Annotated in this window: 14 protein-coding genes; 10 read left to right on the top strand and 4 right to left on the bottom strand. The window is 40.1% G+C overall.

Annotation, left to right across the window (positions count from 1 at the left end; translation table 11 throughout):
* The first annotated feature begins 205 nt into the window (after positions 1 to 205).
* From ABIB30_RS14395 to ABIB30_RS14350, 10 genes are all read left to right on the top strand, one after another.
* Positions 206 to 391, top strand: coding sequence for a hypothetical protein (locus tag ABIB30_RS14395; RefSeq protein WP_068406483.1), 186 nt, complete (start codon positions 206 to 208; stop codon positions 389 to 391).
* Positions 392 to 606: 215 nt separating this feature from the next.
* Positions 607 to 798, top strand: a complete 192-nt coding sequence (locus ABIB30_RS14390; protein WP_354303131.1) for a hypothetical protein — start codon at positions 607 to 609, stop codon at positions 796 to 798.
* 97 nt (positions 799 to 895) lie between these two features.
* A complete protein-coding gene (locus tag ABIB30_RS14385) occupies positions 896 to 2707 on the top strand; it encodes a PAS domain-containing sensor histidine kinase (protein WP_354303129.1) in 1812 nt (603 codons plus the stop codon).
* Positions 2708 to 2800: 93 nt separating this feature from the next.
* Positions 2801 to 3388 carry a hypothetical protein gene (locus ABIB30_RS14380; RefSeq protein ID WP_354303127.1) on the top strand — a complete coding sequence of 196 codons (588 nt, stop codon included), beginning with the start codon at positions 2801 to 2803 and terminating at the stop codon, positions 3386 to 3388.
* A gap of 272 nt (positions 3389 to 3660) precedes the next feature.
* Entirely contained in the window at positions 3661 to 4137 is a 477-nt protein-coding gene (locus ABIB30_RS14375) for a VOC family protein (protein ID WP_354303126.1), read from the top strand.
* Complete coding sequence (locus ABIB30_RS14370) at positions 4127 to 4879, top strand: class I SAM-dependent methyltransferase (protein WP_354303124.1); 753 nt, start codon at positions 4127 to 4129, stop codon at positions 4877 to 4879. The genes ABIB30_RS14375 and ABIB30_RS14370 overlap by 11 nt, the downstream gene beginning before the upstream one ends.
* A 36-nt stretch (positions 4880 to 4915) precedes the next feature.
* A complete protein-coding gene (gene nhaA / locus ABIB30_RS14365) occupies positions 4916 to 6232 on the top strand; it encodes a Na+/H+ antiporter NhaA (protein ID WP_354303122.1) in 1317 nt (438 codons plus the stop codon).
* A 102-nt stretch (positions 6233 to 6334) separates the two neighbouring features.
* The gene (locus tag ABIB30_RS14360; protein ID WP_354303120.1) at positions 6335 to 6559 is read left to right on the top strand and encodes a hypothetical protein; all 225 of its coding nucleotides are present in this window, start codon (positions 6335 to 6337) and stop codon (positions 6557 to 6559) included.
* 107 nt (positions 6560 to 6666) lie between these two features.
* A complete protein-coding gene (locus tag ABIB30_RS14355) occupies positions 6667 to 7494 on the top strand; it encodes a glutaminyl-peptide cyclotransferase (protein ID WP_354303119.1) in 828 nt (275 codons plus the stop codon).
* Position 7495: 1 nt separating this feature from the next.
* On the top strand, positions 7496 to 8731 hold the full coding sequence (locus ABIB30_RS14350; protein ID WP_354303117.1) for an MFS transporter: 1236 nt from the start codon (positions 7496 to 7498) through the stop codon (positions 8729 to 8731).
* A 21-nt stretch (positions 8732 to 8752) separates the two neighbouring features.
* Here ABIB30_RS14350 and ABIB30_RS14345 read toward each other — a convergent pair whose 3' ends face one another.
* From ABIB30_RS14345 to ABIB30_RS14330, 4 genes are read right to left on the bottom strand one after another with little or no spacing between them, the layout of a single operon-like run.
* Positions 8753 to 9448, bottom strand: coding sequence for an ABC transporter ATP-binding protein (locus tag ABIB30_RS14345; RefSeq protein ID WP_354303115.1), 696 nt, complete (start codon positions 9446 to 9448; stop codon positions 8753 to 8755).
* 12 nt (positions 9449 to 9460) lie between these two features.
* Complete coding sequence (locus tag ABIB30_RS14340) at positions 9461 to 11647, bottom strand: TonB-dependent siderophore receptor (RefSeq protein WP_354303113.1); 2187 nt, start codon at positions 11645 to 11647, stop codon at positions 9461 to 9463.
* A 24-nt stretch (positions 11648 to 11671) separates the two neighbouring features.
* Complete coding sequence (locus tag ABIB30_RS14335) at positions 11672 to 13120, bottom strand: DUF3526 domain-containing protein (protein ID WP_354303111.1); 1449 nt, start codon at positions 13118 to 13120, stop codon at positions 11672 to 11674.
* 2 nt (positions 13121 to 13122) lie between these two features.
* Positions 13123 to 14550, bottom strand: a complete 1428-nt coding sequence (locus ABIB30_RS14330) for an ABC transporter permease subunit (protein WP_354303109.1) — start codon at positions 14548 to 14550, stop codon at positions 13123 to 13125.
* Between the last annotated feature and the right edge of the window lie 37 nt (positions 14551 to 14587).

Raw genomic sequence — 14587 nt, 5'->3', positions numbered from 1 at the left:
TATGTATATTTGTATTACCATATTTAATAATTTAAATAGGTCTAAATGTTGAAATGTGAAATAACTGGTATTAAACAAGAGGTCTGGCTGTCGTTTTCTGTAAAAGCAAAGCAGCATATTATGCGATTTAAAGCAGGACTGCGTTAAATACACAGGTGATGTCTAATTCACCATTTATATTATTGATAGTATTTACTTACAAATTATGGAAGTAGCAATTACCGTACTCGAAAATGAAATCAGAAATAAGTCGGCGTTTCTGAAAAAAGAAGACCTGATGAGAAAAGATCTGAAACAAGCCACAATAGTGATGAAAGATATTTCAAAACTTAAAACGGCAGTTAAACTATTAAAAGATCACCATCAGAGAAAAGAAAGGATACACTTGTAACGGGTGTTTATAAGCATAAGATCTGTTCACCTGAAAGAACAATCTCCAAATTTTTTCAAAAGTCAGATTTAAGTTGATAGTGGCCTCGGTGTGGTTCCCGGGGCCATATCTTTTTATTTCAATTATTTTTTACTTATTTAATTCATCTTTAGGTGTTTGGTTAATAATTATTCTATATTTATATTTAAATTCCCTAGCCAAATTATTATTAACCCATGCAACCTCAACCCACTCAAAACTCTGAGGAGTTATCACAAAATCAGGATGAATACAGCTACGTCCCGTTTGATGGTTTTGTAAACGTAAATGATATAGTGACCAGAAGAAGGCAGTTAAGAAGTGCCGAATTCAATGTTCCAGAACAAACCTGGGAAATACAAATGGAGCATCCTTCAGCAACGTTATAGCCTAAGCGACTTTACGTAATGAATTCGTCAATTCTTTGAGTAAATTAATTTTTTACCTATATTCAAAGTATCTATTATATCGTTTGATATACTGCTGATGAAATTATTCACTACCTATGTAACTGCTAAGAAGTGTCTATACCTTCTTTTGCTGCTCCTTTTATTGGTTATTCTTTCTGGCGTGTTTAACTTCCTGTCAACACAGGTGATTTTAATCCTGCATCTTATTCTGCTAATTACGGTTCTGATTTTATTTGTAGTTTTTCCTGCTCAGGAGAAAGAGAAAAACAAAGGAAAGGTTAACGAAGAAGACAAAATTAAAAAACTGGCTGCAATTGAACAGCAAGCGGGCAGTATAGTTGAACAGGAAGCGGGTAGCGTAGTTGAACAGCAAGCGGGCAATAGAGTTGAGCAGGTGGTCAGCAAGGCTGCTGAAAATGAAAATGGCTTTATCACTATCGCCGATCAGATCCCATTTATGGTCTGGCGTTCCGATCCGGATGGCAGATGTATTTACGTCAATAAAAAGTGGATACAATTTACAGGGATGAGCTATCAGGATAGTCTGGGCTTTGGGTTTGCAAAACCAATGGCTATTCCGGAAAACGAGCACAGGAGACAGGAGTGGTGGAAGATGATCAAAGGACATCAGCCTTATGAAATAAAGTTCCGGATCAAAAATGTATCCGGAGAACTCCGCTGGGTAATGGCCAGGGCAAATGCCTATCATACCGGTACCACATTTATGGGCTATATCGGGAGTATTATTGATATCACAGATCAGGAGAATTCTACGATAGCTGTTCAGGAATTATCCGATCGTAAAGATGAGTTCCTGAGCATTGCAAGCCATGAACTGAAAACCCCGCTGACAAGTATTAAGGCGCTTTTTCAATTGATAGGCAGAAGTATAACTCCTGATGATAAAATCTATCATTTCCTGGAAAGAGCTAATAACAATATACTGAGACTTGAAACGCTGATTGCCAATTTACTGGATGTATCAAAAATCAATGCTGGAAAGTTAAGTTATGATTATACTGAGTTTGCTTTTGAACAGATGCTGGAAGAAGCAGTACTCAGTATGCAGCATATCGCGCCAAATCATCATTTTATCCTGCACAAATCGGATGCTGTAAACTTCAAGGGGGATAAATTCAGATTAGAGCAGGTCATTTATAATTTTTTATCCAATGCAGTCAAGTATTCATCTGAAGGGAAAGATATCATTATAAATCTGGAGGTCAACAACGGAAATATCATTGTTTCTGTACAAGATTTTGGAATCGGAATAAAACGCGAGAACCTGGCCAATATTTTTGACCGGTATTATAGAGTGGATAACACGATCATGAAATTTGATGGATTGGGATTAGGACTGTTCATCTCTTCGGAAATTATTAAACGGCACAATGGCAGTTTCTGGATAGAGAGTGAATTAGGGGAGGGGGCTACTTTTTACTTCATCCTTCCGCTTACCGAGCAGCACCTGCATGCAGAAGTCTATACAGATGAGTTTAGTTATTATCAGGATGAAACTATCAATGTAGCAGTTAATGCCGCAGAAAACAGGCTGGACGTAAACTGGACGGGTTATCAAAATTTTAAAAGTGTACAGGATGGCTGCCTGATTATGCTCGATCTGGTCAAAAAGAACCAGGTTGCTGTTATATTAAATGACAATACTGAGGTGAGGGGAAACTGGTCAGAGGCATCCGATTGGGTCTCTACGGAATGTTTACCGGCACTGGCTGAGGCCGGAGTTCAATATCTGGCCTGGATCTATTCGCCAAGCAGCTTTAGCCAGCTTGCGGCTGATAAAAGTGCTGCTCCCTTAAAGAGTACAATCAACATCCAGTTTTTTAAAGAAAAGACAGCTGCGATAAGCTGGCTTGACTCTTTGTCCTGAGTATCAGTAAATTTCAGTTCTTAACATTTATTTGTGTAATACATTGGCAATTTCTTACATTGTATATAAATCAATTTATTAAATGAGAATCTTATGAAAAAATTACTTTCGTTAGTGGCTATATTAAGTTTCTGGGTAAGCTTGACAATGGCACAAACCACTGCACCTGCAACAGTTAAGGTTAAAAAAGACGGTACACCCGATAAGCGCTATACACCCGCAAAATCAACTACAACAACTACAAAATTAAAGAAAGATGGTACGCCTGATAAGCGTTATACGACAACCACAACTACCAAAGTATCTCCCCCTGATAAAACAGTTCAAAAAGAAAAAGCAAGTAAAGTAACTAAGGTGACCACCACTACAAAACCAGTTACAGCAACACCTGCTACAGCTGCACCTGGAACTGTCAGACTTAAAAAAGACGGTACGCCAGATAAACGCTATACCAATTCAGCTGCACCAGCGGCCGCTCCTGTGCAAGAGACAAAAACTACAGTAACTAAAGCAACCAGAGCTCCTAAAGCTGCTGTTGCACCAGCTGCAAAAGATTATAAACCGACAGTTGACAGAAGTATTTCAGGACCAAATGGTGAAGAAATACTTACTGGCCCTCGTGGTGGAAAATATTATATCAATAAAAATGGGAATAAAACCTATGTAAAAAGAGAGGGATAATGCAAAACTTTAAGTTAAATAACTAGTAAATGATGTTGCAAAAACATTTTACTAAAGGAGAATAAAACACCTTTATATCTTTTTTATTAAATATAGTTAACTGAAATTTAAGTAATTAACGTTTTTATTTGTTGTTTAATTCTAAAGATATTTTATATTTGTATTGTCCTTATGACACCACCAGTTCATATGAATTGATGACACGGGGCCGGGTAGACTGAACAATGCCCGGCCTTTCTTATTTCAACCCCCTTTTAACTTAACCACTTCACATGAAACCTCATGCTTTTTTGCTTGCGCTTTGCTTATTTGCGGGCGCTTTAAGTCAATCGTTTGCGCAAACATCTGCCAGAAAAGAACCTGCAGTACTCAATCACATTGCTATTTATGTGACAGATCTTACAAAAAGTACTGCATTTTATGAAAAACTATTGAACCTCCAACAAATTCAGGAACCCTTTAAGGACGGTAAGCATATCTGGTTTACGCTGGGAGCGGCCGGACAAATGCATTTGATATTGGGTGCAAAACAAACCACTGTTCATGATAAAAATGAGCACTTGTGTTTTAGCGTAAGTTCAATTCCTGATTTTATCCAATTGCTGGACCAGCAGAAAATTGACTATGCCAATTGGCCGGGTACAGCTAAGGAACCGACCATCAGGGTAGATGGCGTAAAGCAGATCTATTTCCAGGATCCTGACGGACACTGGCTTGAAGTAAATGATGACGTGAAACATGGAAAGTAAAAATGGCGTAACAAATAAGATGAAAACAGATTATTCGAAAAGTGCAACAACAGAAGAAATCAGAACTAGATTTGACCAGGATGTAGAAAGGTTTGCTAACCTGGATACTGGGCAGCTGACTACAATAGACGCACCATTAACGATGGAGTTATGTACTGCGGCGGCAAAGTATATAAACCCTGCAGCAACAGAGCTGCTTGACGTGGGCTGTGGTGCGGGTAATTACACTTTAAAGATGTTGAGTAAAACAGCCAATTTAAATTGTACGCTCAATGATTTGAGTTTACCTATGCTGGAAAGGGCGAAAGAAAGAGTAACTGCTCAGACCACGGGGACAGTAACGACTATACAATCGGATATGCGTGAGCTTGAATTGCCGGATTCACATTTTGATATCATCCTGGCTGCGGCAGTTTTACATCATCTTCGCGGGGATGCAGATTGGGAATTGGTTTTTAGCAAATTATATAAGAGTTTGAAACCTGGCGGAAGCATTTGGATCTCTGATCTGGTTGCACATGATTTGCCAGCAGTGACTCAACTTTTTAAAGACCAGTACGGCGCTTATCTGGAAACATTGGGTGGAATAGAATATCGTGAAAAAGTATTTAATTATATCGCCTATGAAGATACGCCGCGTTCGGTCAATTATCAAGTGGATTTACTCCGGAGAGTGGGGTTCAAAAATATCGAAATACTGCATAAAAACTCATGTTTTGCCGCTTTTGGTGGTGTAAAATAGGATTATTAGTCTTATTTTTGAGTTTATCAGACAACTATGGAATTAATACCTAAATCACCCTTTGAAAAAATTATTGCCCCGGTAAGCAGATTCATTCACCTTGAATATACTGGCGGAATAGTCTTGTTTTTAAGTGTGATTGTTGCCATTATATGGGCCAATTCACCGTTTAATGAATCGTATCATCACTTGTGGGATATTAAATTCTCTATTGGCTTTAATGACTATGTATTGAACAAGCCACTTCATATCTGGATTAACGATGGGCTGATGGCCTTGTTCTTTTTTGTGATTGGATTAGAGTTGAAAAGGGAGTTCATGGAAGGCGAACTGTCTACTTTAAAGAAGGCTTCTTTACCGATGATGGCAGCTTTGGGCGGAATGCTGGTTCCTGCAGCAATTTTCTTTATAATCAACAAAGGACTGGCTTCTGAACATGGCTGGGGTATTCCAATGGCTACAGATATTGCTTTTGCACTGGCACTGCTTTCTATGGCTGGAAAACATATTCCAGGTTCAGTGAAAGTATTTCTATCTGCGCTGGCAGTGGCAGACGATCTGGGCGCTGTTTTAGTGATTGCATTTTTTTATACCAGCGATTTAAATTTCGTTCCGCTGGGTATAGCAGCAGTTTTTCTGCTGGTCTTGATAGCGGGTAATAAATTAGGAATCAGAAGTACGGCCTTTTATCTCTTAATAGGAATCGCAGTTTGGATAGGATTTTTACTTTCAGGAGTCCACGCCACAATAGCGGGCGTATTGGTTGCATTTACTATCCCTGCGGTCACTAAGATTAATGAAAATAGCTTCTCAGAAAACCTGAGAAAGTTATCAAATGATTTTGAAAAGGAGATCCCGAATAGTGGTTTGCTGACCACTTCCGAACAACATAGAACCATTGAACAAGTGAAAAGCCTGACACTGGCAGCAGAAACCCCTTTGCAGAAAATAGAGTACGCCTTGCATCCATGGGTAGCTTTCATCATTATGCCGCTTTTCGCGCTCGCTAATGCAGGTATAATTATAGGGGCAGACTTCTTCTCCGCTTTGGTGAACCCGGTGAGTATCGGGGTGATATCGGGCTTGATCATAGGTAAGTTTGTGGGGGTACTTTTATTCACCTGGTTAATGGTGAAAACAGGATTGGCACAATTACCGGATCAGGCAAACTGGAAACATATTACAGGTGTCGCGCTACTGGCCGGTGTAGGTTTCACCATGTCACTGTTTATCAGTAATCTGGCATTTGAACAACCAGAATTTATTGAACAGGCTAAATATGGTATCCTGATTGCTTCGCTCATTGCGGGTATATTAGGGATAACGCTGCTGAAAAGTTTTAAAAAAGCTTAAGCAATCGATAGCTTCTGTCAGATCACAATAATTTTACCTGTTAAATTTGCTGAACTGAAACAAGCTGATTATTATTTTGTTTTATCACTAAAACCAGAACATATGATTATCACAGAAAATAATACATCGTTTAACAACGAAGAAGAGGAAGATGACCAATTGAGTCAGCAAGATGTGCAATCAGACGGAATAGACGCTATTCCTGCTTCTGAAGCAGATACATTAGCTGCCGAAATAGACAATTTAAAACAAGCGGATAAATCTTCAGAAGCCTCCTACACTTTAGATGCGGATCGCGGATTTGCGCCTAAAAAAGAAGAAGAATAAGGTTTTTTACCTTCATAAAATAAGGCTGCCTCTAAACAGGCGGCCTTTTATTGTTAAGAATATTTATATATTTCCTGCAGATTTCAAATCGCAGAAACAACAATTTCATGTATAACAAATATAAAGTGCTGGCATTCGGGCTGGCCATTACCCTTGCTTCCTGTCAAAATAATAATAAGGAAACAAAAACAACCGCTACGGCTGCAGATTCTATTTCAACTCAGGCTCCTAAAAATCTGACCTATAAAGTTGCTGGTACATTACCGCATGATACCGCTGCTTATACTGAAGGATTTGAACTTCATGACGGAAAAATTTACGAGGGAACCGGAACCTATGAGAATTCATATGTTGCTGTATCAGATACGAGTTCTGGTCAGCTGGAGAAAAAGTTTCCGCTGAAAGACAAGAGCATTTATGGTGAAGGGATTTCTATACTTGGCAATCAGCTTTTTCAGCTGACTTATCAAAATCATATCGCGTATGTCTATGACCTGAAAGATCTGACCAAACCAACAGGAACTTTCAAGTGGCCTCAGGAAGGTTGGGGAATGACTAATGATGGTAAAAATCTTTACGTGAGCGTAGGGAGTTCTATTGTCTATAAACTTGACCCAAAAAGCTTTGCTGTTGTAGGGCAAATACAAGTCACTGATAATTTAGGAACAGTAGATCAGCTGAATGAACTGGAATATGTAGATGGATTTCTTTACATCAATCAATGGCAAACTACAAAAATATTAAAGGTGGATGTGTCCAGCGGAAAGGTGGTTGGAACTATCGATTGCTTCGGTCTGTTGTCAAATTATGCGCCTGATTATACCCCGAAATCTGAAGACAGTGTGCTGAATGGTATTGCCTGGGACAAAACACATCAATTATTGTACGTAACAGGTAAAAACTGGCCGCTAATTTTCAAGCTGAAGTTAGACTAAAATGCAGATCAGTACATTCAATGCTTTTAAAAGCCGTAATTACAGGCTGTATTTCAGTGGTCAGTCTATTTCACTGATTGGCACCTGGATGCAGAAAACTGCGGTAAGCTGGGTGGTGTATTCAGAAACGCATTCTAAATTCATGCTGGGGCTTACCTTGTTCGCGAGCATGTTCCCGTCTTTTGTTTTTTCTTTTCTGGGCGGAATTGCATCCGACCGGTACAACCGGTATAAATTACTCCTGATTACCCAGTTTGCTTCTATGGGGCAGGCTATTTTGATGACTTTACTAATTTTCTTCAGACACTATTCTGTTTGGGAGATTATCGCATTAAGTGCTTTACTCGGTCTGATCAATGCTTTTGATGTACCTGCAAGACAATCCTTAGTTTATGAAATGGTAGATGATAAAGCTGATTTGCCAAATGCACTCGCTTTGAATTCTTCTATGGTAAACCTGTCCAGGCTCATCGGACCTGGTATTGCCGGGATAGCGCTGGAGAAATTTGGAGAAGATATCTGTTTTGGGCTGAATGCGGTGAGTTTTATTGCAGTAATCGGTTCTCTGCTGCTGATGAAACTTCCTGAATATTTGGAGAAGCCGAGAACTAAAAATGTGTTTGGAGAACTTAAAGAAGGTTTCCAATATATCAGGCAAACACCTTCTATTGCATTTGTTTTAATAATGCTGGCCTTAATCAGCTTGCTGGTTTTACCTTTCAGTACATTGATCCCTGTATATGCGAAGGATATTTTCAAAGGAACAGCCTCAACCTTTGGTGTGATTGACAGTGTAATTGGTCTGGGTGCGTTTTGCGGTGCTATTTTCCTCGCCTCTTTAAAACCTGGCAGGAACCTGAGAAAAATTCTGGCTACCAATACGCTCATATTCGGAGCTGGACTGGTCTTATTTTCACATACTACGTATTATCCCATTGCGCTTGTTTTTGCAACTATAGCCGGTTTCGGAATGATGTCACAAATTACCATCAGCAATACTTTAATTCAAACAACGGTAGATCCGGCAATGCGCGGAAGAGTCATTAGCTTTTATGCAATGGCTTTTTTCGGGATGCAGCCTTTGGGCGGCCTGTTGATCGGAACTTTGTCTCAATGGATCGGAACACCAGATACGGTCATGGCTCAGGGAATTATTACTTTGATCATCGGGTTTTCCCTTTTCCGTTTTTTACGGATTGATGAAGCTAAAAAACTAAAAGCTGAGCAGGAGGTTTAATCCTCCCGCCCGGCTTCCTTTTCAGATCGTTTCCAGGTATAACTTTTGTAAATCATTTGCAGAAATATCCTTTGCATTCAACGTGTGGATAAGCGATCCCTGGCGCATAATTCCGATTCTCGTCCCTACATTTACAGCATTAAAAATATCGTGGGTAGCCATAAAAACAGTTCTTCCATCCTCAGAAAGCTGTTTGACAATTTCACTGAATTCATGTGTCGCTTTTGGATCAAGGCCGCTGGTTGGCTCATCCATTAGAATTACTTCTGCATTTTTAGCAACGGCAATAGCGATCCCGACTTTCTGACGCATGCCCTTGCTGTAATTCCCAACCCGCTTATGGAAGGCTTCCGGCTGTAAATCTGCTTGTAATAAATACTTTTCCAGCTCTTCTTTCTTATAGTTGAATCCGGCAATCCGGCTAAAAAAATCAAGGTTCTCTAAACTGGTCAGGTTTGCATACAGCATGACAATCTCCGGAATATAAGCCAGGAATTTTTTAGTCTCAGGCTGGTCAGGGCTCACCAATACCCCATTAACCAGTGCCTTTCCGGATGAAGCTCCTGTAAAACCTAAAAATAAATTAATGGTTGTGGTTTTACCTGCGCCGTTCTGCCCTAATAAACAAAACACTTCTCCGGGTTCAACGTTCAGATTTAAGCCATTAAGTGCCACCTGATCTCCATATTTTTTAGTGAGTTCTATTGCTTGTAACATGCTGTTTATAATTTAAAACTTGATTCCTATAGAAACTTTTACATTAAACGGATCACCGTCGATATAGTAGAAATTACGGCCATCATAGGGATAACCCGTAATCAAATCACCAGATGACATGTAACGTTTACCAGTCAGGTTATCTGCGATTAAGCGAAAGAAATATTTATCCTGAACATAACTTAAACCTGCATCATATTTAGTGAAATCAGGGATGTATTGATTTTTCTCTGAAGTACTGCGTTTGATCATAGTGGTCTGCCCTAAACTCAGGTTCAGACTTGCTTTGTTTTTCAATGGAAAACTATACTGTATCCAGGTATTAAAGATCTGCTGCGGGGTTTGCGGAAGCTCTTTGCCCACTAATTCCGGATCTTCATCTTTAGTGATGGTAGACTTCACATAAGTATAGTTCGTGGAGATAGAAAGCTGATCAGTGATATTTCCAATCACATCAACCTCAATTCCGTTACTTGTTACCTGACCTGCAGGGTTTACAAACCCAGCATTGATCAGATCTGTTACCGGAACATTTGATTTTAAAGTATGAAACCCATTTAAAGTTGTATATAAGCGGGAGTTGAACCAGTTTCTTTTAATGCCCAGTTCCATATCCTTACCTTTTTGAGGATCGATAGCTTCTGTTCCGGTTACTTCTTTTGTCGTGGGATCAACAATCGCTCTTTGATAGCTTTGAGGTACAAAAGATTGATCATACAGGAAGAAGATTGACGTAGCCGGATTAACCAGATAAGTTAATGCAGCACGTGGAGAGAGTGCTTTTTGATCATAATTATTGGTTTTAACGACGCCTCTGGCATTCGTCGTTTCTTTTTCATTCTTATACCAGGTATATCTTGCACCAAGAGTTAATAATAGCTTTTGCTGCAACTGAATATTGTCATAAACAAAAGCCGATTTTATAAAAGTATTGTTATTTGTTCTGTTGATCCGGGTAATCTGATTGACTGTCTCTGATCTTGCCGTATTTATTGTCCCGGATTTGTTATAGTCTGATTCTATCTTTCCGTTATTCAAGGATAAGGAATCCCTGCTGTTGGTATAATCGGCCCCAAATAACAATTGATGTTGAATACTTCCGGTCTTAAGCTTACCGTTTGCAAATAGCTGAGTAGAGAAGGTTTTTCCTGCACCCATTGATAAGCTGGCTCTGCGTTTCGTATTTCCATTTGCATCAAAATTCACCATACTCCCTTTGGAGGTCATATTCCAGTTTTTATAAGGTGATGATAAGTAAGAAGATTGTGAAGTAACCTGCCAGTTATCATTGAATTTATGTACTGCATAGATTCTTGCAGTCTCATTCTGGGTATAACTTGTGGGCAAACTACGTTCTGAGCTATAGTTTGCACTGATCGGACCTTTTAAAATGTCTTGTTCGCTGCGGACTTTGACAATTGCAGAACCATTCTGAACTTCGCCTCTGATAAAATCATACTCTGCCAGCACATACGTATCTGGACTGAAATTGTACTGTATAACCGGAGCGACCACATACTTATTAGTTTTGATATCATTCAGGTAAGAATCTTTATGCTGATAAGCCGTATTGAAGCGGTAAGAGAATCCTTTTTTCTGAACCTCAGAACCAATATCTGCAGCTATACGGTATAGATTGAAACTCCCTGCTGTTTGTACGATATTGAAGAGTTTATGCCCCGGAGTTTTGGTCAGGATATTAATTGACCCACCCGGTTCACCCACAGAATTCAGGAAGCCGGCAGGGCCTTTAACAAATTCAACATTCTCTATCAGTGCATCATCGTCAATAGAAGCGCCATAACTAAAACGGCGTGACATTCCATTCAGTGTAGTATAAGCTGCGAAACCACGGATTTGTGCGACAGCAGAATTATCAAATGGGGTACTGTTGTAGCCGAAATAAACACCGCTGGCATTACGCGCAGCATCTTTGAGTTCCAATGCGCCCTGTTGTTGTAATAAACCCGTCGATACGCTGATGATGTTCTGTGGGAGCTGAATTAATGGCTGTTGAAGCTTTAAACCGTTGGAAAGCGTATCGGTTTTAATCCTGACCTTTTTTTTGCTGGTTACGTTAATCTGGTTGAGTTTATTGATATGACTCGTGGTATCGGTTAACTTTTTTGGTTGTTGAGCGTGGAGGAAATTTGGCAGAGCGCTCAAACTGAGGATAAATAAGTAAAAGATTTTTTTCATTTGGTGTGGCAATTAGTGGAGTTGTTAATTAGTATGCTGACTTTTTTTTTTCTTTTGAAAGGCAATCTGGCGGGCAGCCAGCAAGGTCAGTAAGATGGCCAGCCAGATAGATAGGGTACTGACCAGGATACGGGAGGTTCTGCTTTGATTTTTTGCAGGGTGAAACACAGGCAGGTTCTGGACTTCGGCCAGGCTGAGTTTCTTGTTGGACAACAAATAGCCGTTCATGAGTTTTACCCACTGGTTTTGAAACAGGTTGGTTTGATTTTGATAATACAGATAGTCACTGAGTCCGGTTTGTGCAGTTGCATTTAGTAGCGTCTGCATTTGAGCTACTGGATTAAGCCAGGCCATTTGACTTAACCAGGCATTGTGCTTTGCAGCAGCAGTATTGTATTCCATCACATTTTTGTTCATCCGCCTGCCTAGCAGGTCATAATAAGCCACGAATCTTTTATTGCCGTACAGAGCGGTATCTCCATTGGTTTTCAGGCTAAGGTATTGCGGGTTGTTTTGATAAAACTCCTTTAATAACTGCGGAATCGGCATTTCCCAGGTATGAGTCATCGTTTCCCGCTGGTTGGATACGAGTTCAGTACGCAGCGGCATAGGATGTTTGATTCCTGCAAATTTGTTGATGGTCGCTGGTAAGATCAGGGTGAGCAGCAACCAGATGCCAATTAAAATTAAAACATTGAGCTGTGAAGATTTGCGAAGAGTGATTATCAGCCAGCAGACTGCGAACCAGAATACCAGGTACGTATTGGTCACCAGGATCCATAAAAGAACATCTGGCATATGCAGGGCAGTAGAGGCTGGGTGAGTAAAGAAACCAATTAAACTGAGTATATTGGTTAGCAAGCTGATTAACAGCAGCCGGAAAAGAATTTTATGCCATAGAATCCGGTTGATTGCACCACTTTGAACAGCGAGCAGACGGTCAGTTTGCTGCTCGGCTTCTCTGGAAAAAAGATCGTAACTCAGGATGATGATCAATAGTGGAAATAAATAGATCAGCACAAAAGAGAAATCAAAATTACCCGAAGCCAGTTTCTCCGGATTGGCAATTTCTGCGTTGGGTGGAGTTAAAACATCACGTTTACTGCTGATGACATCAAAATACGGAAGTAAATCGCGCTGACCAATAGCTAGCGCAGCCAGTGCTTGCGGCGGATTAGTTGCGATGGGTGGAGCTTTGAATTCCACGACTTGTGGCAAACCTGCCTGCTGAGCCAGCATTTTTCCTTTTGCAGTAGTGGTATCTGTGTGAAACCTGCTGATCAGTTCCTGGAGATGCACTTGCTGATTGTTTGCCAGCGTATCCAGCCCGGTTAATTGCCTTTGTACAAAACTCTGGCCGTTATAAAGGCTGTATAAGCTCATCAGCAGGAAAAATAGCAGTAAGAGTAATTGAACAGGCTGACGTAAGAATTGCCGCCACTCGAAACGGGAAATTAAAAGGAATAACTGCATATTTAGCGCAATGAAGGTTTGGTGATGAAATATAAGGCCATGGAAAGCAGCGCTATCCAGCAGCAAAGTGAGCCTAATGCCAATCGCTGTAAATACAAGGTTTCCAATAAGGTGGGGGCCTGATAACTGAAATCTTTGAGTTGCATAAAAAACCGCGGGTCTGCCTGATAACTTTCATTCGGTTTTACAGGATGACTGGCTAATTGAAGATTCAATTTGCGGATCAGGCTATTGCGGTATTTTTTCGCCTGCAGGAAGAAGCTTTGATGGTGGTAGAAATCAGTACCCGACATGGCCATGGACAGGCGCTTTAAACTAATAAAAGGATCTGCCAGCCCCGCATAATTCAGAGAAGATTGCTGCTGATTAAATGTGCTCGCCAGCGCCGCATAGTAATGATCAAATACCTTGTTCTGATAATCTTCATTGTATTGCAACATTAAACCGTCAGCATTAACCGGAAGCTGTGCTGCGCTGTCTGCCCCGTATTTTTTTAACAAAGCTGCATAGTGTTTTTCTGCCCTTTCCTGATAAGGTGCATCTCCGTTAATCCCCTTTAAAAACCCTTGTTTAACGTTATTATTGAAAGCCGCACGAGAGGTTAAAGGATATTGATTGGCTGCATGACCAGCTGCTATTTTAGGAAAGAGGATACTGGTAAATAACCATAATGTTAAAACAGCGAGTGTTGCCGTTCTTGAAGTACCGCTGAGTGCAGATACAATAACTCCAGTTAAAGTGACCAGCAAATAAAAAAGCAGGTAACCACAAAGCAGTATTAAGAACCGGCCCAATAAAGCAATGCCAGAAGGGGAGAAGATGACCACAAAAAACAGGACTATAAAAATTGGGACGACCAGGAAAACCACTAATAAATAATTTGACCAAACCTTTCCCCAAACCAATTGTGAAGGCTTTATCCCCTGGGCCATCAGCATTTTAAAAGTGCCGGATTCTTTTTCATAAGTCAGTGCAGAGGAACTGATGAATAGCAGCAGCAAGGGAATCAGCATTTGCATAATCAAAGCGAGGGTGAACTGGCCGAACCGCATCAAGGCGTCATTACGTTCAGCATTGCTATAATCTACCTCATGTTGTACATGGGCTTCTACCCGATAAGTAGTTCCAAAATAATCATTAAGTCCGGGATCAAAGGCACTTAAAAGATTTAAAGGTTTAAAAAGATAGGTACCGAAATGTGCGGCCTCATGTGGATTGTTATGTTGGGCTTCCCACTGCTGACGGAATTTTTTGTTGGATAGTTCACGACTTTGCTGATCGTTTTGATATTGAAAAATGGTTAATAGCCCACTTGCAATGAACAAAGTATAAATAATGATAGCCAATGTGCTCATTATTTTATCGCGGAAAGCTAACCTGAATTCTTTCCAGATTAAAGTACGTAAAGGAGTGTATTGGAGTGGAGACATTTATTAATTATTAATTGCATCAAAGTTGCATTATATT

The organism is Pedobacter sp. UYP1 (assembly GCF_040547305.1).
Lineage (GTDB): Bacteria > Bacteroidota > Bacteroidia > Sphingobacteriales > Sphingobacteriaceae > Pedobacter.
The sequence above is the reverse complement of the archived record's forward strand: the minus strand, read 5'-3'. Positions and strand labels throughout refer to the sequence as shown.